This window comes from Neptuniibacter sp. SY11_33, assembly GCF_047778025.1.
GTDB lineage: Bacteria > Pseudomonadota > Gammaproteobacteria > Pseudomonadales > Balneatricaceae > Neptuniibacter.
In genome coordinates this window covers 1,676,506-1,698,980 of record NZ_CP180543.1, presented here as the reverse complement: position 1 = coordinate 1,698,980, position 22,475 = coordinate 1,676,506, and the positions used below count along the sequence as shown (strand labels likewise).

The window sequence follows — 22,475 nt, the reverse complement described above, 5'->3', positions numbered from 1 at the left end:
AGCTTGCGCATGACTGTCGAGCCAATGGCTTTCGGGTGTGTACAGCTCCTAACAAGCATTTAATTAGGGAAAAATTGTGAGAATTTTTAAATACTTGACCTTAGCTTTGGTACTAGCCTTGGTCTCACTAACATTGTTTGGCATAGGTAAATGTAAGTATGAATCGATTAACGATTTAATAACCGAGGGCGGAGGCTATGGCATAAGCATCGGAGATACTTTCCCACAGGTAATTGATAGTTTAAAAACTACCCCAGAGAATTATCCGAAGTCAGAAACATATTTACACTACTATGATTATCACAACTATAAATATTACAACTCCAGATCAGTCACGCTGTCATGGGATTTAGTTCACAAGTACGATGAAAGCAAATCGCTATCGATCTATTACGATCCTTATACAAACTACTTGGATTTTTTAGATATTGGATTTGAATACGGCAAGGTTGATCGCATATTTCGAGCTAAAAATTGCGCATTGAACCCAGAACACAATAAGTTCCATCGCTGGGTACAAGACCTCCTTTACTGGGGAGCTGACCTACTTAATATTGATCTCGAGCTATGACTAATGATCGAAATTCTCTGGGTCAGATCCGGCTTTTGGCCTAGCTCTCAATGGAACCCATGAACTTATAAAGTCGAACCTAAACCTAGGTTATCAATATGATTGAGTGACTGTTTGGGATGTCATAAAAGCATTCTAAACAATACCTATTAACACTTAAGAACATATGCCTTAAACTTCGCATGCCTAAGGCAGCGAAGCCAATAGCGTTATACACTGCGTCTGTCACCAGACGGTTTGTGAATTAAAGGAATAATTCAGATGTCACGTCCAAAGAGCTCCTGTTTAGACTGCGATTTTTTCATCAGCGTCAATGGCATCAGCCACGATACCACGCAGTCATTTCAATTCTACGATCACACCGATCAAGCACAACAGGAACAGATCGAAGCCAAACAGAAGTTAGTTGAAGTCGCTGGCTATAGTGTTTTTAGCTGGAACTGGACACCTGAAACCGAAAAACGCAACGTGTGGCTCAGCATTGAATGTGACGAAGGCGGACCAATCAAACTGCCCCTGTTTACCTCGGTTGATGAACAGAAATACCAACAGAAAGAGAATAATCATGAACAGAATTATCATCTTCAGGCGGTCGTTCCTCTAACCGTTCTTCCTAGCGTTCAACCAGCGCAATACCCAGAGCAACATATGGCTCCTACGCGTAATGGTTACCTTTATATTTTTAAAGACAATCAGTTATGGCGCGAGATTGAAGTTATAAACAAGGAAAGTATAGGTCCAGAGTTTCGCGACACCCACCTTTACCAGCACCGTGAAGGCTTTGAAAAGCCATTTAAAAAAGAGCCACGTAAAGCTGTTGGCAAACCACTAAAAGATATCTGGCTGCCAACCAAAGCCAATGGTAGTTCTCAGCGTTTATATGTTGCCTACTCAGAGGTTCAATGGAGCGCTGCGTACCTGAACTTTCTAGAAAAACCTGAAAACCAGATCATCCTCAAACTACGTACTAGCGTTATTACTCACCAAAGCATTAATACGCTAGGTGAAAAGCTGAACACCACTTTGAAGACGATGCGCCTACGTGAGCCGGAAATAGAAGAAAACCTAGCCGATCCCAGCCTCTATAACCGCGATCTCAGTGGCAACCACCTATACAATCTATACGACGGTGTAAGTTACGAGGTCAACGCACTTCGTCAAGACAGCAGCGATCTCCTATCGACACTGGAAAATGGCACTCAGCAGCGATACGAATACGGTGCCCGCGCAGCCCAATACAACAAACAATTAAATGCTGATAGTCAGGAAGACAGTCTCTGGCAAGCCCGTAGTTCAATCGACTACCTAGCAGATGCCAGAACCCGTCAGCTGAAACTTATCGTGTTATCCGATCCAATATTTGAACTCCGTCATCACACCAGTATGGCCATGCAGGTTAGTTCCTGTCTGTTCCATATAATGGACGATGCTGGTCAGCAGAAATACTTTCAGAGTGCGGAACTGGTACAACGTTTTGTCGTACCAGATAAACTGCCAAACGGTGAAGAAAACCCTAACCACAAGCACTTAGATAGCTTTAACTACAGTCCTATTGGGGTATTTCAGCGCACACTACGCACTATAGAGCGTCAACGCTGTCATAAGGATATGGAGCAATTCCAAAAAAACCTTGGCAAAACGATTAATAACCCTGCCACCGCTGCGGCAATGCGAGATTTCACCAGCTTAGAACGCGGCGCCCCTGGTGCCTATCGTCTCGTCGGTAATGCTTTCCAAGCCTTGAGCCTTAACCTCGCCGCTATCGATCCGCTGCAAGACAACCAGCAACCGCAAGACTGGCCTGGCTATGGCATTATCGCCAATTTCTACAACCAAGGTATCTTCCACCCACTGCATGCTTTGCTCTACCCACCTAAGGATCAGGTCCCACTGGAAATAGCCTACACCCCACCCGCGCCAATAAACGATGGTAGTGGTCAAGCAACCGCAAACAATGTAGCACGCTGGGCCGGTGACACCCTATTGCTAGATGACCAGATAGAAAACCGTGATCAGGCACTATTGCTGAGCGATAACATTAAAAGCAGCGAAAACAGTGAAGACGGCTTTGGCCTCAGCCGCCGTATCCTAAATACCGCTGATGGTATCCTCAGTGGTTTTTATACGGCTATGCTAGCGCTGCAGAACAAAGCGACTGCCCGCGCCAGCCTTAGCCAAATGGTCGAAACTGTCGAATTCCGAGCCGCCTACCTTGACAATCTCCGTCTTAGTAAGCTGATGGCACCGGATAGCATGGGCCAAGCAACCTATATCCCCACCTCCGGCGAAGCTATTGCAAGTGCCAATGTTGTTGGAGTACACAGTAAACAAGCGGGGCTAAATTTTGGCCTAACCGAAGGGCAGCGTAAGCAAGCAGCCGGTAGACATTACGGCGTACTCAGGGATAGCAACGATAAACTAATCGCATCCACCAATCAACGTAGCCTCAAAGGCACCAAGCTACAAGGCGCTGCCGTCAGCAGTAAAGTCGATCTGAAGTTGCTGGTGGTACCAGAGAATAACCCTATTACCCAGATGAAGACCGAACAATTAATGAAAGAGGCTGATCTGGCAGACAAACTCGAACCCCAGACCAAGAAAATCGCAACTGCTGGGCAAGCCTATGCGTCGCTGGGAATGCCCTACTTTATAGTTGCGCTGGAGATCGTCAATTTGCAAAGGACTATGGCTGGGTTTAATGAAAGACATGGAAAGGTATACAAAGGTATTTCTATCTCAAGTGCTTTTACTGATCTTAGTGTCGCAATAATAAACGCCTCAAATTTTCTGACACGAGAAACAGGCCGTTTAGCCACTTATACAACCAAGACCATTATAAAATTACCCCCAAGTGCTGTCAGATTCCTGTCCGCGCCCTCTTTAGGTTTGCATCTTGAAAGGAACCTCAGCCGAATCAAAATTGCCGGAGTAGTGGGAGGCGCCTTAACCACAGCGGTGGCCGTATGGGATACCTGCCTATTAATTTCCGCTCAAGATAAAGATGCCGCCGCTGCCATGGCGATGGTCGCACTTGGCACCGGCCTGTCTACCTTCGGCAGCCTCTATACTGCCACCTTCCTGATGAGTCCTCTGGGTTGGATCGGACTAACCATAGCACTGGTAGGCTTTGGCCTCTATATGCTGTTTAAGGACAGCCCCATGGAAACCTGGCTTAAAAACGGCCCCTTTGGCGCACGTCCTGACCAAACAGGTGACTATAAATACCTGCAACAACCGGACAAGGCCTGGCAGCATTTTATCAACCTTATTATGAACCTACGGATTAAAACCTACCCGATAGATCAGATCGAGTTATCCGACGAGCAACGCAGGAAATTGGCAGGCAAGGGCGTTACCCACGGCGTATGGCTCACCAGTAACCTGTTTGGTTTGAGTAGCTCAGAGCACCCAACCCTTCACTTCTATGCTCGACAGGCCATCTTAACTAGCACCCAAAAATTCAGCCGCATAGGTGATCATAAACCAACGGAGGGTGTCGAACAGGTCGACTCTACTGACGCTCTTTTGCTCGATCAACATAAGCGAGATAACGGCCATATTTTCTTCTATCGATTCAACAAAACCGTACCTAGAGACAACATGGAATACCAGTTCCTAGGAAATAACGCTTACAGCTACAAATATAAAGCTCATTTCCATACGAGGGCCCAACTACAGATTGGTGATCATACCTTCCCCACCCCGCCGTTAAACAAAGAGGAAGAAGCCGGCAGCCCCAGTACCACACCGACCTTTAAAAAAGGGGAATACTGGTGGGCCGATGAATTTGGCTGGGAACAGTAACAGGACTTATGATGAATAAAATAGAAACACAGCAAGATAGCTATCAAGGCAGCGCCTGGAACAGTGAAAGTTTTGCCTGTCAGAAACCGCGCCCCAAACAAGGAGCTCTACTAAAGCTTCTACAGGGAGGCGATCCGCTACCGTGGAACCGGGCTAATGCAACAATTCCTGTAAGCATGATTGAGGAACACACACCAGCCGAAATCAAGCAACGTTTACAAGAGAATAATGGCGAAACCCATTGGGATGAGAACCAGTACAGTGCAGGGTCGTTAAATAAATGGGGACTCATCTACTTTTACCTTGCTGCGATTTCTAAAGGCGTTTGCACAATGCTCGCTCCTTTATCTGTTGTTTCCACACTTTTCTTAGTATTTATTGACGAAACCATTGACTTCCTCGGTTTCTTCGAAATTATGCTTTTTTTTCTTATTTATATTTTTTTACCATGCGGCCTAATCTGGGGGTACTTCGAAGCCTCGGGCCGTGGATACTTGCCCATGCCCTGGTTTATGAAAGCGGTTAAACATTTCACCTTCAGCCGTAGCACTGGCATGGTTACACGTTATAAAAACAATAAAGAGCTCTACAGTCACCCGTTCTCAGAGTTCGACTGTTATCTAGTCAGCAGTCCCAATCATCAGGGCATACTGAGCTATCAACTCCACCTGGTACACCGTTATCATCGCTACTCCGATAGCATCCCTCTGCATACCTTCACCACCATCGAACAACCGGATGAGTTAGAGCGCATCTGGAACCTGATCCAGCGCTATATGGACACCAGCCAACCAATGCCCGATGTACCGGAACTGGAACCTGCCCGAGCAAAAGACCCTACCACCGCCGCTTGGGATGCTCAAAACAATCGCAAACCAGATTACTGGTTCTCCATGGATGATGTCGAGTTTGAAGAGGCACTACTTGAACTCCAAGCCGAGCAACGCTTTATGCCCACCCAAGGCCCAGAGATCGATCTCTTTAATGGCGGCACTCAAGCTTGATAGCACTAAAGGAATGAATGGACAGAAATGGACTTCCAACAGATAAAGCCCTATCACGAAACGGTCTGGAACAGTGAAAGTTTTGCCTGTCAGAAAGCCCGGCCCGAACAGGGAGCCCTGACAAAGCTTCTACAAGGCGGCGATCCGCTGCCGTGGAGCCGGGCTAATGCAACAGTTCCTGTAAGCATGATTGAGGAACCAACACCAGCCGAGATCAAGCAACGTTTACAAGAAAATAAAGGCGAAACCCACTGGGATGAAAACCAATACAATGCAGGGTCATTAAATAAATGGGGGTGGATCTATTTTTATTTAACTATGTTTGCTAAAGGTGCAGTAGTAATACTAGGTCCAGTGTTTATTTTAACCATAATTGTCTTACCAATAATTCACGAAACACTTCAATACGCTGACCTTACAAGCACTATATACGTATATACAGTATATATATTCCTCCCTTCAGCCCTAATCTGGGGCTACTTCGAAGCTTCGGGCCGTGGATACTTGCCCATGCCTTGGTTTATGAAAGCAGTTAAACATTTTACCTTCAGCCGTAGCACTGGCAGGGTGACACGTTATAAAAACAATAAAGAGCTTTACAGCCACCCTTTCTCGGAGTTTGACTGTTATCTGGTCAGTAGCCCCAACCATCAGGGAATACTCAGCTATCAACTTCATCTGGTACACCGATATCATCGCTACTCCGACAGCATTCCCCTACATACCTTCACCACCAGTGAACAACCGGATGAGTTAAAGCGTATCTGGAACCTGATCCAGCGCTATATGGACACCAGCCAGCCGATGCCTGATGTACCGGAACTTGAACCCGCCAGAACAAAAGACCCTACCACCGCAGCTTGGGATGCAAAAAACAACCGTAAGCCTGATTACTGGTTCTCCATGGATGATGACGAGTTTGAAGAAGCGCTACTTGAACTCCAAGCAGAGCAACGCTTTAAGCCCACCCAAGGCCCAGAGATCGATCTCTTTAATGGCGGCACTCAAGCTTGAAAACAAGCAGGGAAGAACGGACAGAAATGGACCTCCAACAGATAAAGTCCTATCCCGAAACGGTCTGGAATAGTCAGCACTTCAGCAACAAGAAACCACGCCCAGAACAGGGAGCCCTGACAAAACTTCTACAGGGCGGCGATCCGCTGCCTTGGAGTCAGGCCAACGAAACGGTTCCCGTCAGTATGATTGAGGACCCCACACCAGCAGAGATCAAGCAACGTTTACAAGAAAATAAAGACGAAACACACTGGGATGAGAATCAGTATAGTGCGGGATCATTAAATAAATGGGGATTAATTTACTTTTACCTTGCCGCAATAGGTAAAGGTTTTTGTATATTCGTAGGCCCTGCATCTGTCCTTACTCTTCTGCACTTCATACTCTTCGAAAACTGGGGCGCTTCTGAAATAAAAGAAGCTCTCTATATATTTATACCTTTCGTTTTCCTCCCCTCAGTCCTAATCTGGGGCTACTTTGAAGCCTCGGGTCGCGGGTATTTACCCATGCCATGGTTTATGAAAGCGGTTAAATATTTTACCTTCAGCCGCAGCACCGGTAATGTAATTCGCCACAAAAACAATAAAGAGCTCTACAGTCACCCGTTCTCAGAGTTCGACTGTTATCTAGTCAGTAGCCCCAATCATCAGGGAATACTCAGCTATCAACTCCATCTGGTACACCGTTATCATCGGTACTCCGACAGTATTCCCCTGCATACCTTCACCGCCAGCGAACAACCGGATGAGTTAAAGCGGATCTGGAACCTGATACAGCGCTATATGGACACCAGCCAGCCGATGCCTGATGTCCCAGAACTAGAACCAGCCAGAGCAAAAGACCCTACAACAGCTGCTTGGGATGCAAAAAACAACCGTAAGCCTGATTACTGGTTCTCCATGGATGATGTCGAGTTTGAAGAAGCACTGCTTGAACTCCAAGCCGAGCAACGCTTTAAGCCCACCCAAGGCCCAGAGATCGATCTCTTTAATGGCGGTACTCAAGCTGGATGAAACCAGCGTAAAGAATAAGCGGACTGAATAAAAAGGGATTTTTATGCGCGTGATTTACCAATGGATACTAAATTGCTTTGTGCTGACCATGGTCGTTCTGATGATTGTTTTATCTCTACCTGATGGAGAAATATTAACAGGTATGTACCTTGTCTATGCAGGCTGGGTTATTGGACTAATTTTTCTTTTTATATGTATTGGTGCTAAATCCCGGCGTGTTAAGTTAGTTTCAGGCGCAATCGCAGGAATACATGCGCTATTTTACTTAGCCGTTTTTTTATTCTTCCTATCTTCACCGGTATCACTACCAGGAATACTTTAATACCACCAATTCAAAAAAGTTGGAGTCAGAGTAATTTTTAGTATGAATAGCATTAAATGTCCTCTGGCCTCGTTCAAGATTGAAAAGGCTTGGGGACTATCCACTAGAAACGCAGCGTCCAAGCCACTCTCGAGCAATATAGTTCCTAAATTTATTCATCATCAAAAAAGTATGGCAAATCAATCATAGTAATAAAGCGCTCTGCTGTTATGCGAGCCTGCTCATCTCCAACCGGAAATTCATACACTATCTTAAGAACATGCTTTTGTTTTAAAAAAGTATACGCAGTAATACTGTGCACTTTATCCTTTATCGTTTCATCAAAATAAGCAATTCTACCTGATTCATAATTTCGGGGCTTGTAATCAGGTTCATAATCAATGCGATAGCGTTTTTTACTAGAATATAAATCCTGAAGATACTGTTCAGCAGTGTTATCACCTAATTTTTCTGATGGGATTTCCTGAGGTTTATGAATGATAACTCGAACATCACCGGTAGCTTTTTGATAGTCAAATACCACCTTATCATGCCGGTCAATGCCCTCATTTTTACGGAATGGATGCCCATTCATTGTCACTTTAATTCTTGGTTTAAAAATACCTCGGTCTTTGAATATTTCATGTCTTTCAAAAACATTATGCTGTTTCGTGTTGAAAAAGAAATCCTGCTCCTCTTTTTCTAAGTCTTCAGCTGTTAAATTCTCCCAAGCAGTAACATTCAGAGATAGCGAACTAGATACCTGACCTAACTTATCCGCACACAGTTCTACTTGCTCACCATTACATGGAAAAGCTACTAAAAACACTAAATTACCGCGTTCAAGAAATCCTGTTAAGAAATGGTCTGCCCCTATACGAGAGCCCCATAACACTGCTTGACGCTCAATGCTTGTTTCAGAGAAAGTTCTAGTCGTATCAAAATCAACATTTGAGTGCTGTAGACCATTCAGACTTTTTGCGAAGTCGTTATTACCTGGTGTAGAGATGCTAACCTTTTCAGTATTTGATTTTTTCAAATAAAAGGGCATTTTTTGGTTCTTTAAACCAGCCCACACTAGTACTGTTCCAGACCATTCAGGATCTGCATAATAGACGCTAGCTTTAGTCTTAAAAGCTGTATAACTATCAATCTTACCAAATGAGTTATGCCATTTATCCATAAATGGAAAAACTACATTAACGTTCGTATAGATATTAGTGTTGGCATCATGGTTGGCATAGGGATCCCATAATTCATCAAAAGGTGCTTTTTTTAACCAACTATCAAGAGACAGTTCAGCTTCTTCTTTTGTTAACAAGCTCGCTTCTTGTGAGTTTGGCTCCCACAAGAATGGTGAAGGCTCATCGTCGCATGCCGTCAGTGTAATACTGAAAGCAAACATTAAACTCATACGAAATAAAAGCTTACAATTAACAAATCCAAAAATCGGCATTAGGATCCCTTTAAATAAATGCAGTAAAACACTCAACTGCTACAAAATAACAGTTTTGGGTTAGTTAGGGTCACAGTAAATGCTCAGTATGAACAAAATTAAATTTACTCTGAACCAATTAAAAATTGAGAAGTCGTTCCATTACCTATAAATCTAGGTTCATCCGGATGCATATTTTAGAGCTGGTGAGAACACGTCTATATCAAAGCCATTAGGAAGGGAAATATGCATCTGCTGTACAGTATTGTATGTCCCACCATTCTGATGAACCGTAATTCCTGAATACGATCCATCTTTATTTTTATAGCCACCAAAAAGGATCCAAATAACATTACTTTCATTATCATAGAAAATAAAAAAATGAGACCAGTTTTTAATTTTACCATTAATCAAAACTCCCTCTCTACAAAAGACAGCAGAATATTCATCACCCTTATTCATTTGATAGAAAACAAGATCATCCCGTTTCAAGGTTTCCTTTAGATTTTTATATATTCTTTTAAAGTAGTACAACCACCCAAATCCCATTAGTTCAAAACAAAAAACAAAAGAAGCAAAAATAATAACCGTAAGCCTCTCATCACCACCTACTGGATAATAGAAAAACAAAGATAAGCAAAGTATCAACAAAAATGAAGGGATTGTTATAAAAATAAGTTTTATAAATGATATTTTTCTATTCCAGCTATTTTTAATTCCATCTTCATCTAATAAAAATTCATAAAAAATAGAATTAAGTTCTCTTTGATCCAAGTAAACGGAAGGTTCTTGATTATTATCAAGGCGTTCTTTCCTTATTCTAAAAAGGTAATAAACTACAGCACAAACGCTAGAAATTAAAAAAATAAGACTAATTACAATTAAAGCAACATCCATCATGCGATCCCATTATATAAAAACTCAATCAGCCCCATAATCACTAAAAAACTAATTTTGTATCCTGAAAGGCTGTGTAAATTATAATTACTTTGTCCCGATTCAATGTTGAAAAGGCTTTAAAGCTAGTCAATAATGACTTCAACCAATAATCACATCACCCGATCCAGCTGCTATCGAGCCGCCACAATCAATGCCATCACCTACTCTGGCAGCAGGCTTGCCATTGATAAATACAGTGCCCGAGCCACCGGATATAGATCGGCCATGTGGAGGGCAATTGCCGCAGCCATGAGGAGCTAGTGGATCACCTTGCCTTGCTGCAGGAATTCCGTTGATTACTACATCGCCACTTCCAGCAATGACAGGTGTAGGTGGGAAACATCCATGGCCTGAGCCTATATCGCCTAAACGGGCCGCTTTTGACATGATTCTCTCCTTAGAAAAATTCCAATTCTTTATTTAACGTTTCTTAGTACCAATAGATCTTCTTTAAGTAACTGAACCTCTACATCTAGTTCGCTAGCAGTGCCGCCTAGCGGTACAGATAGATAGAGATTCACTGAATCTAAAAGCGCGTGCTGTTCTGGCAGCATGGGGCGATTCTGCGCTTTTATCTGGACTCGGTAGACTCTGAGATCGACGACCTGCCAATCGGGATTATCCAAAAGCAGGTTGGTACTGGTGATTAATGGGTCTTCTACAGCGATGGCTGGCCTTTCATCTCGCGTTAGTAACATGGTGCCGGTAATAATTGATGTCACGACCAAGCCGATTAACAACGCTAATAATATCTTTTTATATGAGACATGCTGTGCTTCAGCAGGTTGATGATTATAGGCCGTCTCAGACTTAGGTTTTGACAATTCCTCAAGCCTTTTCCGTGTATTTAACGTACTACTCTCTACCGGATTTTCAGATCTCTCGCTTATTGTATAAGCCGGTGTTTGTGAAGGTTCTGGTATGACAGCAGACGAATTCGGATGGTAAAAAGGAGCAGCTTGATTCGCACTTTGCTCATCCGCTGTTTGAGCGGGAGGTAAAGTTGAGTCAGCCACTTCGGCTAATTCAGGCTCATTAACAAAACCCGGTTGCGTGCAATCTTCCACCTGAAAAACTTGCTCATTCACCAGCTTACGACGTTGCGCTCGGTAGTCAGCGGTTGAGATCTTTCCAGCCGAGTGCTGTCTACTTAATGTTAGAAGTGTTGTTGCCATTCCCTACCCCTATAACGACCGGACAAGTCTAAAACCAGTTTTTGAATCCGCCGAAGCGTTGCGGACTAAATCCACGGAGCAATTCGACATCTTATCGGCGTAATGCCCGCCCGCTGCTTTAGCTACACCTTGATGAATAACCCACTCTTGCACATTACCTAGATAGTTGATCATGCCCCAATTGTTCGCTGATCCACTGCGAACAGATACAGGTGCATGCCCTTTCAAGATGGTGTCGCCCTGCATTAAACGACAGTTAAAGTTATTCGGCTGGCGTTTATTTCCAGACAGTGCAGCATGCTTCCACTGCTTGTACTTAGGTAAACGATATTGATGACCGGTTACCTGCGTTAGCCACTTTGCATACGCCACAGCTTGGCTCTGACTAACACCCGTAACAGGTGATCGACCACTGCCAGAACGTAAACTACAACCCGTTTGCTTACAGAAGGCGTTGTAATCATCGATGCTTATTTCAAATTTACTGATTGCAAACGGTCCACCAGCACCGGAAGGTATTACAATCATGTAAGGCGCTTTGGTTTGCTGGGAAACCATGTCATAGCAAACCGCTTTAACATTACGACCTAACCCTGCCAGACTAGGCGAACATGCTTTACCTGTAGCCGTGACTTTCGGCGGTTGCACGCTTGGCTTTTGCTCTGTGACTTCGGGTTTAGCCTCTTCTGTTTTAACCGGTTCCGGCTTTGGTTCTGGAGGCTCTGGTTCAGGAGGCTTAGGTGCGAGTTTATTAAGTTTGATCTTCTGAATTTCTGCATGGTCAGGGTAAAGCTCTTTGGCTTTCCTGATTAGTTTGTTTGCAGCTTCAGCCCTACTTCCCTTTAACTGCTCATAGCGCTTAAGCACGGCATTGGTCAGGTCGGTATGTAATTTTTTAGCTCTCTCGTCTTCCAGTTCCGGCTCTATTTCTGTCAATTGCTGATGTGCTGATACAAACGAATCATACGAGATACTTCTGATTGCCTGCCCAATACGCCACAATTTAGCATCGCGGTTATAGCCAGCAATTTTTTCGTCAATCACGGTAGTATCGACAGAATACTTTTTAGCCGACTCTAATAACTGCGCCGCCTTAGACAGCCTGGTTTGCCGTGCTAATTGGTCTGCTAAGCGTAAGTATGTTTCGACAAAAGCAGGGTTCGCTTCACTCTGAATATAAGGGTCGTTCTCACCCAACATTGTTTGTAGTTGCTTATAACTTTGTTCGGCACGAGGGAGGTCATTCGCTTGAAGCTGGGTTTGTAAGGTTTGTTTCAAGCCCTGAATTTCTGCTTGTTGCTTCTTAATTTGCTTATCTTTTACCCAGGCTGTTTGGCTCGCCGTTATCTGCTGCTCTAACCCCTTTAATGTGCCTAAGCTTGGGTCAAAGGTTGCTGCTTTCGCTAGAAGATCGAGTGCCTCAGAGAAGCGCTTTTCATCCGAATATTGCGAAGCAACTTTTGATAGCTGCAAAGCAATATTGGTATTCAATGAAGCAATCTGATGTTCTGTAGCGCCTAATGAACCTATCTCTTTTAAGCTTTGATTGAGCTCAGATTCCCAATTGGCGTTTTGACTAACTTGCGACAATTGCTGAGAAATGTTCTGTTTAAGCTGATTAAACCGTTCTGATTGCGCTTGTTCTGCCAACCCTTGATCAAACGTTTTCAAGGCACTTTCTATTTGAGGGTTATCAGGAAAGGCCGTGTTATATTCCGTTAGTAACTCTGCAGCGCCTTTTAAGTTGCCTTGTTGTTCAAGTTGCTCAGCTTGGTTTAGATAACTCGATGCAAAGCGCTGCGGAATATCTTTAAGCAATGGGTGATCTGGTCTTAATTGCTCGACTTTATCCAATGTCTGTTGAACATCATTAAGAAGCGATGAATTTAATGGCTGAGTCAAAAGAACATTCAACTGCTTTTGATACTCAGCAATTTCTGCCTCTCTTTCCGCTTTTAGCTGCTTCATATCACCTGAACTTGAGGCGTTGCGGTTTTGTTCAATAATTTGCAGTTCTGTATCAAGCAATTGGCTAAAACCAGCTTCGGTATTGATACTACGCGCTCTCTCTATCAATGAGACTGATTGCTCCCATTGACTGTTTTCACGTGAGATACGCGCATCTTTCAAATAGGCTTTAGCTAAACGTGTTGCGACCGTTTGCTTAATCTCAGACGGTGCCTCAAATTGATCTAACAGCCTTTCAGCTTTGGTCAAATCACCTTGTTCGATTGCCGTAAGAATCGTTTTTTCATTCTCCGCCAATGAGGCCTGATATGACTGGATACCTTTCTCAATTTTCTGGCTTAAATCATTGGATACGCCATCGTTTAGATAGAGCTGGTATTGAGCAAACTGATCTTTCGCTGAAAACCATTGCGCCTCCGTCATCATCTTAGCTAGATGACCTTCAATTATCGGTGAGGCTTGATTCTTAAACTGGATTAACGTCTTACTTTGTGGCGCTAATCGATTAAGCTCAGATGCCGCCTTTTTGAAAGAAGAGAGATCAGAGAGCTGTGTCAGTTCGTCAACAGAGGCTAACTCTTTCTCATAATTTGAAATCAGGTTAGCTTGCTCAAAACGGCCTTTTAGCTGCTTCATTTGATTATCAGCAACGATAATGGACTGATTCTCAGGAAAAATCCCTTTAGCCACCCCACTCACTGTTCCAGCACGTTCAAATTGGTTTTGCCCAGTTAACCAATCGACCGCTTCAACCATCCTATGAGGAACACGAGGATCTTCAAGCATCGGGTTTTTATGATCGACTCGCTTGATAGATTCAAACAGTTTCGGGAATTGCTCTATCTTTTCTATAAATAGGTTTAGTTCGCTACTCAGATAGTTATTTAGCTCAATATTTAGCTCGTTGAGACGCCCTGCTTTACGTTTACTAACCAGTTCCCTTTGATCTGATAAACGACGAGAATCCTCATATATCTGTAATGCTCTTGCTGCAACACGTTCGGCTTCAGCGTATTGATCTTCATTGATTTGGTCATTCATTCGAGTGATGAAGAATTTCGTCAGTGAGCTTTTTACCCGTGTATCGTTGAAGTAACGAATACGTTCTTCTTCAGGCATGCTCTCGACTTCACCCAACCAGTTTAAGATGTCACTTTCAGAGCCATTCTTTAAATCATCGGCTAAATCATCCAGCTCCTTTTCATCCAGAAAATCTCTAACTGGGAAATAAGCCAAAGCTGATAAAACGGTCGCCGCTAAAGGCCACACATACCATTTGGCCAATAAGCCCGCTTGATGTGTTTCTGGCAGGAAGCCTTGGAGGAATTGATCTACCGAGTGCGTTCTAAGCACAGGATCAAAGCTTAAACCTTGCTTTAATGCCTTCCACTGTTTGCGCTTTAAACTCTTAATCGGTGCAGGCGCTAGACCCTTATCTCTTGCCTGATCTGCAGGGACTTTCTTACCTTTTTCAGTAAAAGGATGCTTACCGGTTAATAGCTCATAAGTAATACAAGCCAGAGCGTAAATATCGTCTTTAGGGTCAGCCTGGAACGCACCTTCAAGCATTTCAGGGGATGCATAGTTAGGTGTTAATGCACCTAGTTCACCGGCATCAAATGTATCGGCTTGCCCCTCTTTTGCAGCTCGAGCGATACCAAAATCGAACACCTTGATTGTGTTTTGATCTAGGAAGATATTACTGGGCTTAAAATCGGAATGTACGATATCCCTTCGGTGCGCATAGCTCAGCGCAGCACCCATTTCTGCTACATAGCGAAATACCGTATCAAGAGCTAAACCCTTTGGATTCGCCTTAATGACCTTGTTAAGCGGCTCACCCAACATTAGCTCCATGGTCATATAAACATGGTGCTGATCGCGGTCAAAATCGAATACGTTTACGATATTTGGGTGGGCTAGGTTCTGTGTTTTTCGTGCTTCGCGCTGCAAGGATCGAAGCGATTCTGGATGGTCTCTAAAGTTATTATTAAGGACTTTGATCGCGATTAATGTTTCAACGTCCTGAGCATCGATGCGGCGTTGGTCCTCAGCTTTAAAGACATCCCCCATACCACCGCAACCAATAAATTCGATTAGTCGGAAGCGGTCTTTAATAATAGAACCAACATTGAGGGTGTGATCAGTTTTATCTGATTCACCTTCGAAGGGCTTGGACCATTTTGCCGTTGTACTGGTATTACTCGTTCTCGATGTCGGAGAGGTAAAGCCAGAGCGATCTCCAACTACGTCGATCTTTGTTGCATCATCACTTCGAACAATTTGTGTAGCATCTTCCTGCTGAGCAATCTGAGTATGGTCTTCACCATCATTAGCCATTGCAGCTTGTTCGGTTTTGGCAACAACCGTTTGATCTTCAGGATCTGATGTAGGATTAGCTGCTATTTGTGTTTGATCTTCTGCCGCTATTTGAGTGGCACCCTCTGTAACCGCTTCTGCGCTTGGCGCTTTATGACGCGCGACAAAGTAATCAACGGTCTCCGTTAGCTCCTTAGCTACAGCGGCCTCGAGATGACCGGCCTTAACTAATTTAGTTAAACCCTCTTTGATACGATCCGCATTTTTAGAATCGCTTATTAGGGTGGTTTGAATAACGGTTTTTAATGACTGTAAATCCGTTTCGCTACGAATATAACTTTGTAGCTCAGCCTTAAATAACTCCATGACTTCTACTTAAAGCTCCACTAGATACTTTCTATTTCTTCAACACTAACCAATACGAGCGTTATATTGTCCTTTGCCGACCGCTCTAAGCATTTCGACATTAAAAGATCGATGCCTTGGTTAATATCGCGCGCTGATTGATTCAGGAGCTGAGTCAATTCGTTCTCACCTATCTCTTTATCTAGCCCGTCGCTGCAAATAAGGAAAAGGTCGCCAGTCTGCAAGGGCCTTAGATCCATATCGATAAAGAGAGAATCATTTGCTCCTACCGCACGCGTAATCACATTACGTTCAGGATGGTTAAGTACATCAACAGGGTTAATTCGTCCCTGCTCTAACATCTCTTGAACAAGCGTGTGATCGACCGTTTCTTGGTTAAGGCAACCGTTGCGAAGTAGATATACACGGCTATCACCACACCAATAAACCAAATATCGATTGGCATCGAAGATCAGACCGGCCACCGTGGTACCAATGACTTTGCCATTACCACCCGCCATGTTCAGTAACTCTTGGTTTGTTGCAACTAGCGTGTCTTCTAGCCTATCTATGCGGCAAGCGAGGTTTTCTCCTACTGGGAGTTTACTTAGCCGCTCGACCACCAGCTGACTTGCAACATCACCGGCATGATGTCCGCCCATACCATCCGCAACGGCCCAATGAGCCTGCTGATCACAGGTGAATAGCGCATCTTCGTTGATTTTACGGACATGCCCCGTTTCAGTTCGGGCGACAGAACGCCAGGTAAGCTGTCTAGGCATCCGCACACTCCTCAGCATATTCAATACCTGCAATAAAATGCGAAAAGTGCTCAGTAGGCGGCAAGCCCGAGCTCACCAAGAATTGCGGTTCTACACCTTCAGTCCCTTCACTCATCCATAACACGGGATATTCCACCGCAGTTACCAAATCTAAAAAATGATATTGATAACGCATGGAGTGAATATTTTGCATCAGCGGTAATTCGCCTTTGACAGCTTGTAACTCAGTTGGCGGAGAGATTGGTCTCAGCGCTAAAGCATCTACCTGCTCGCAAAACTGATCGAAATTAAAATCCAGCTCTAAGGTATCTAAAAGCAGGTCTTCTATTCGCTGATAGACCGTTTCTTGTGCTAATACCTGCTCATAAGTTACTAATCGTTGATTGACTGGCAACGCGATTAAGCAAGGAAACTGACGACCAACTTTGTCGATACTCGGGATAAACACCCCAAGCCAAGGGTTCTGATCGAACACACCAGCAGATATGAAAAAGCGCCAAATAGGGGCAACGGTATAACGCGCATTCCACTCGTCACCTAAACAACCTTTAGCTGTATGTAACCCCTGCTGAAACCACTGATCAAAGTTATCGACCAACGACCGTGGTAGCCCCCTAGTCACAAAGTCTCCACGGCAAGGCATCTTGCCGTAAAAGCCGGCTCTCTGCTCCATTACAGCGTCTCCGGGCAGTAAAAGCCTGATAACAAATCATGACCAAATGGGTTAATAGCACTCAGCGCTCTTAATTCGAACATCGCTTTGTGGCCCTGTTCATCGAACGTCACTTGGTAAATGGCTGGATTGTTAGTTTTATTCAAGTTGGCACTATTCAGCACTCTGAACCAAGCCCAAGGGCCAATTTCTGAACGTGAGGAAAGCATGCCCACCTGACTTTGAAGTGACATCGTTACACTATCTGTACTAGGGGTTGGCCAATTAAGGTTTATTGGACGACGTGGACCATGACGGTAAGTAATGTTTTGTTCGCCTAACGTCATTTCAAACTTTGAAACTCTGGCATCAAGACTTAGCGGTCGCATCACAAAAGGAACAGACAATTGACCGTTGCGGAAGAACAATTCCTGAATTTTGCTTGCCCTTTGAAGCTGCGCTAGGGTCCGATTCGATAAGCCAATAGACTGGCCATCGACTTTGCGCTCCACCCAAGTCCGCCCTTTGGTATCAACAAAATCTCTTAGGTAGCTTTGGAAGAACGTATCCAATGTTCCCTGTGGCGCGAAGAAACGCGAAAAGTCTTCTAATGTCGATTCGGTTGGCGAATTAGGATCAAGTGGGAAACGCCCTGCTACAAAGGCTTTACACTCTTGGTACACCTGAGTCTGCCAAAGTTGGTTTAACTCATCTAAGGTCCCTTTAAGCATCATCTGCCAATTCTGAGTACCAAGATCACCTACCCAACCCTGCATTACTGGTGGCAAGCTATGTTGATAGCTGTTCACTTTACCTATTGGGTCTTGGCCGCCTTGTGCTAAACGATTTTGTGCTGCATCGAGTGCACCTGTGCTTGAGAAGGATGAATTAGCAACACTGTCCATATACAAACCGAGATTCGCCAAGTCATCACTTAAACGATCAAACAATGTGCTATTACCGCGACGCTCAAGTAGTTTGTGATACGGCGCATAATGACGTTCTACACGCTCACCAAGGTTGCCGCCTAACTTATCTAGCAAACCTGATTTTTTAGCATTTCGTAATAGCTTACTAACGCGTTGTTGCTGAACAGCGGCTTTTTGGTTCAAACTCGCGACAGAACGTGCAAGCTCTTCGCCCCCTTCACCTTGCCCTGCCGCGATATATTTAGTCAGCGTCGTTTGCTCTTTTACCGCTTCTAAAAGATAACGAACAGGACTATCGATACCGGCTGAAATGCTGACCTGACGAACGCTATCTCGAGCATTAGCTGGACGCTTAACGGTTAGATCATCCAATAAGCCATCCCAGTTTTTGATGTAATCCGCGTAGTAAAGGTTGAGAACTTTACGCTGCAGCGCATCTAGATCAATATTAGCCTGTTGATAGCGCTCACCCATAACCCAGTTGTTTTCTAGGAAACGTTTTGAGATCTCTACACTGTTCGGCAGAAACAGCTCATAAAAACCTTTTTTGGTAAAAAAGCCAGGCATTACAAACTGTTTTAAGTCCTGACCCATTTTGCTTTTGAAGATATCAAAGCCATAAGGGCCTAGAACGTCATCGAGAATAAGATCATGCGTCCGGCTCTCTTGTAGCTCTCGTTTAACAGCCTGATATACCTGCTTTTCCAGCGGATCACGCGATAGGTTCTTACGTGCTTCGGTGATGATCTTATCGTTCATAGCGACAGGGGAAAAACCATCATTAAGCAGTGTATCTAGATGTACTTCTAAGTGATTTAACTCTTCATCAGTGAGTTCGTTATCAGCTTGCCAATCTAGCATAGCCCAGCTTTTAAGGAGCTCAGCATCATAGTCACGTACACCGCCGTACATGAGATAGACGCGCAGCAGCTCATATAAAGCATTGGTGTCGCGTGGATCATTCGCAATGATCAGCTCTTCTATGCGCGCAACAAGTACAGGTAAGAACTGACTTTCTAGCCATTTGCGATAAGCACTGTCGGTACCCTGTTTAACCTTATCACCCTGAAAAAGACCAAAACCGTGGTCGATCCCAGCAGACGCATAAACATGAGGTAATTTTTGAAGTTTATCTAAACTTGGCAGTACCGCTCTAAAATCAGCACTCGCCAAAGGTTCGGTTACTTGAAGATTCTGTACTTCTGCTAATTCAGTCGCGGATTTTTCGATACTTTGATTATTATTGAAGTAAGACCACGCCCAAGCACTGCAGCCAACACCTACCACAAGCAACGCTGCTACCGCACTTAAACGTTGAAGCCATGTTTTTCTGCGTAGTAAGCCTTGATCCAATCCAGCAACACCCGCTTCTCCAATAATAACTTTGGTTAGCAGATCTCGAATGAAGAAACTTTTGCCTTTACCGGAGCCACCAACCATTGTTGCACGACCAAAACCGAAGCTGCGGACAAGATTACCCAGCAAGCGGTCGATCGGAGATCCCACCTGCGTACCACTCGTGTAGTAAACACCTCTAAGCAATACTGGTTCGCTGTAACGGCTACTAGAGAATGTTTCAGCAAGGAACAGAGACACAATATCTCGCAAACCAGCAAACTGACTAGGGAATCCAAGGATCAATCCGCGTTTGTCCGGATCGTGCTCATGGTGTAAACGCTCTAATACTTGCTGTTGCAGACGCGTGCTTAGCTGCTGAAAACGCTCAGGGTATTGCTCAACAGGAAGATCACATTGTCCGTTGGCATCAATACCAAAAGTTTCACCCCAAACTTGTCCACGCGCATCTTTGTCATAGCTATCAAAGAACTCGCTAAAACCGGGGATCAAATCACACTTGGTAAAGGTGAAATAGATCGGAAATTTAATACCAAGATTGTCTTGCAGCTCTTCGATACGGCGGCGAATAGTTTTAGCGCACTGACGACGTTCCTCGTCTGATTGCTGCATCAGATCGGCCATACTCATAGCGATGATAGCGCCGTTAATCGGTTGCTGAGGACGGTTAAACTTCAACAACTCCATAAACTTTTGCCATGCAGCCTTATCAACCGATTCATGACTATCTTGGGTCGTAAAACGGCCTGCGGTGTCTATCATTACCGCTTCATCAGCAAACCACCAATCACAGTGACGTGTGCCACCGATGCCCTGAATAGCTTCACTGCCCATTTTGTCTGCAAGCGGGAAATGAAGTCCCGAATTAACTAAGGCTGTGGTTTTACCTGAGCCAGGAGGGCCAATGATGACGTACCAAGGCAATTCATATAGGGCGTACTTTCCTTTTTTACCCTTGGAATTCAGAACTTCCAGCGCTTCATCAAAACGTTCACCAATAACGCTTTGTTCTTCAGCTGTCGCTTGTTCTTCACGTAACTCTACTTGATGGTTGCTGGAAAGGTTTTCCATCAACTGTTCATTTTTCTTTTTCGACTGCCAATGCAACCGAGCAACGTTTGCACCCCATAATGTAATAACGATAACAATTGCTAATAATCGAGCAAAATCAGACGATAAAAAGTACGTATCAGCAATCGCGATCAACGGGCCAACAAACCAGATCAACAGAGCGACACACACCAGACCTAACAGTTGTAGAAACCACTTATTCGTTACAAAACTAACAATCTTTTTCACGACAAAACCTGTTTTTCAATCCCTAGAAAATTCGTTACTACTTGCGTAAAACGATCTCAACACGTCGATTTAGTGCTCGGTTTTTAGCTGAAGAATTCGGTACTAAAGGCTCACTATCCGCCAACCCTTCTACACGAATCACTTGCTGAGCCGACAATTTACTTTTCAGTAAGTCGCCCACTGAATCAGCCCTAGCTTTTGAAAGAACCCAGTTTGATGGGAATCTTGCCGAGAAAATTGGAATGTTGTCCGAATGCCCTTGCACTTCAATCGGTGCAGACAGTTCGGGAATGGTTTCACCGATTCTCTCTATCAGAGGAATAAACCGAGGAGATAGCTCAGCCTGACCAGATGCAAACAGTTTGGTATGACGGATACGAACACGGGTGTGGGTAGCGTCATCGATCAATTCAATCACACCATTATCTATTTCAGATTTGAGTGCCGGTGTCAGAATCCCAACTAAATCTAAACGTTGGAAATCAAGGACTGGCGGTGCAGCAGGAACATAACGATTAAGTTTATCGATATTTACAGGCGTAACTTGCAACGGGTCAGCCTGTCCTACTGCTGCCAAGTTCGCCATAACCTGATCTGACTTTTGGTTTAAATACCAGTTAAAACCAATAAAAGAGGAAGATAAGAGTAGTAAAGCAACCGACCAAATAACCCACTGAGGAAGATGGCGTACAAAGCCTTGATGAGCGACATCTAATCCCAGCCAGGCTGGTGATAATGGCAATGCTGCTCCATTACGATGTCTAGTTATGAGGACATAAAGCTCACTACGGAGTTGATCTAATTCTCTCCTACCATTAGAGAGACGACGGTATTTACCTTCAAAACCTAGTGATAAGCAGCAATAGTAAAACTCTAAAACCAACAAACTAGTAGCAGGTCTTTGCATCAATTCTTGAAGGTAATGGAAGAAGTTCTCCCCACCCCAAGCTTCTTGATGCAGATTGATAAGCATACTGTCCCCAGACCAGCGGCTTGTGCTACCCCAAGGTGTATTTAATACAATTTCATCTACCAGAGAGCACATTGCATAACTAATTTGATGAGCTGTATTTGGATCGGCCTGTATTCCCCATCCCTGACTGCGGTAGAAATTAAGTTGATCTAAGGCGTAACGATGAAACTCATCAAGATTTGGACACTCTGATGCACTCTGTATTTTACTCGCGAACGTTAACAACGGCGAAACCATAGCAATCAGAGGGTTCTCTTCATACATAGGTACCGCTGATTGATGATGCTGTTGATCATAAGCAGCTGGGCTAGGTTGATACGCAGGAGCCGCTGGTTGAGCAGGCTGCCCAACATGACCTTGATGAGGAGTATATTCATGCGCCGGTTGTCCGTAGCTGGAATTTGATGGGTTTTGAGAGTGAGGCTGCTGAGCAGGCTGATACCCACCGGGAGGAACCGCTTGTCCATTATAGGGCTGTTCCGGTGTGTATTGAGGTGCCTGTTGTGAGCCCGCATGCCCCTGATTCTGCTGCCCATCTCGCTGCGGTCTTCTGCCGCCCGGTGTAGGCCTAATAATTGTTTGGTCTTCCATGAATA

Annotated in this window: 15 protein-coding genes; 6 read left to right on the top strand and 9 right to left on the bottom strand. The window is 44.3% G+C overall.

Annotation, left to right across the window (positions count from 1 at the left end):
* The first annotated feature begins 76 nt into the window (after positions 1-76).
* The 6 genes from ACMXYV_RS08005 (at position 77) to ACMXYV_RS07980 (ending at position 7,728) form a co-directional block, all read left to right on the top strand.
* Positions 77-571, top strand: coding sequence for a hypothetical protein (locus ACMXYV_RS08005; protein WP_415891250.1), 495 nt, complete (start codon positions 77-79; stop codon positions 569-571).
* A gap of 261 nt (positions 572-832) precedes the next feature.
* The gene (locus ACMXYV_RS08000) at positions 833-4,375 is read left to right on the top strand and encodes a hypothetical protein (protein ID WP_415891249.1); all 3,543 of its coding nucleotides are present in this window, start codon (positions 833-835) and stop codon (positions 4,373-4,375) included.
* Positions 4,376-4,386: 11 nt separating this feature from the next.
* Entirely contained in the window at positions 4,387-5,379 is a 993-nt protein-coding gene (locus tag ACMXYV_RS07995; RefSeq protein ID WP_415891248.1) for a hypothetical protein, read from the top strand.
* 27 nt (positions 5,380-5,406) lie between these two features.
* A complete protein-coding gene (locus ACMXYV_RS07990; RefSeq protein ID WP_415891247.1) occupies positions 5,407-6,393 on the top strand; it encodes a hypothetical protein in 987 nt (328 codons plus the stop codon).
* Between the two features lie 26 nt (positions 6,394-6,419).
* The gene (locus tag ACMXYV_RS07985) at positions 6,420-7,406 is read left to right on the top strand and encodes a hypothetical protein (protein ID WP_415891246.1); all 987 of its coding nucleotides are present in this window, start codon (positions 6,420-6,422) and stop codon (positions 7,404-7,406) included.
* 43 nt (positions 7,407-7,449) lie between these two features.
* Positions 7,450-7,728 (top strand): hypothetical protein, encoded by a 279-nt coding sequence (locus ACMXYV_RS07980; protein WP_415891245.1) that lies wholly within the window; start codon positions 7,450-7,452, stop codon positions 7,726-7,728.
* Positions 7,729-7,879: 151 nt separating this feature from the next.
* Here the strand turns inward: ACMXYV_RS07980 and ACMXYV_RS07975 are convergent, their stop codons facing one another.
* From ACMXYV_RS07975 to tssL, 9 genes are all read right to left on the bottom strand, one after another.
* On the bottom strand, positions 7,880-9,163 hold the full coding sequence (locus tag ACMXYV_RS07975) for a hypothetical protein (RefSeq protein ID WP_415891244.1): 1,284 nt from the start codon (positions 9,161-9,163) through the stop codon (positions 7,880-7,882).
* 159 nt (positions 9,164-9,322) lie between these two features.
* Entirely contained in the window at positions 9,323-10,039 is a 717-nt protein-coding gene (locus tag ACMXYV_RS07970) for a hypothetical protein (RefSeq protein WP_415891243.1), read from the bottom strand.
* Positions 10,040-10,180: 141 nt separating this feature from the next.
* Entirely contained in the window at positions 10,181-10,468 is a 288-nt protein-coding gene (locus tag ACMXYV_RS07965; protein WP_415891242.1) for a type VI secretion system PAAR protein, read from the bottom strand.
* Between the two features lie 29 nt (positions 10,469-10,497).
* Positions 10,498-11,256 carry a hypothetical protein gene (locus ACMXYV_RS07960; RefSeq protein ID WP_415891241.1) on the bottom strand — a complete coding sequence of 253 codons (759 nt, stop codon included), beginning with the start codon at positions 11,254-11,256 and terminating at the stop codon, positions 10,498-10,500.
* A 9-nt stretch (positions 11,257-11,265) separates the two neighbouring features.
* Complete coding sequence (locus ACMXYV_RS07955; RefSeq protein ID WP_415891240.1) at positions 11,266-15,909, bottom strand: protein kinase domain-containing protein; 4,644 nt, start codon at positions 15,907-15,909, stop codon at positions 11,266-11,268.
* Positions 15,910-15,929: 20 nt separating this feature from the next.
* Positions 15,930-16,670, bottom strand: a complete 741-nt coding sequence (locus ACMXYV_RS07950; RefSeq protein WP_415891239.1) for a PP2C family protein-serine/threonine phosphatase — start codon at positions 16,668-16,670, stop codon at positions 15,930-15,932.
* Positions 16,663-17,343: a type VI secretion system-associated protein TagF gene (tagF, locus tag ACMXYV_RS07945; protein WP_415891238.1), complete on the bottom strand. Its 681-nt coding sequence runs from the start codon at positions 17,341-17,343 to the stop codon at positions 16,663-16,665. Before tagF ends, ACMXYV_RS07950 begins: the two co-directional genes overlap by 8 nt.
* On the bottom strand, positions 17,343-20,906 hold the full coding sequence (tssM, locus tag ACMXYV_RS07940) for a type VI secretion system membrane subunit TssM (protein ID WP_415891237.1): 3,564 nt from the start codon (positions 20,904-20,906) through the stop codon (positions 17,343-17,345). Before tssM ends, tagF begins: the two co-directional genes overlap by 1 nt.
* 37 nt (positions 20,907-20,943) lie before the next feature.
* Complete coding sequence (gene tssL, locus ACMXYV_RS07935; protein ID WP_415891236.1) at positions 20,944-22,470, bottom strand: type VI secretion system protein TssL, long form; 1,527 nt, start codon at positions 22,468-22,470, stop codon at positions 20,944-20,946.
* Positions 22,471-22,475 lie beyond the last annotated feature (5 nt).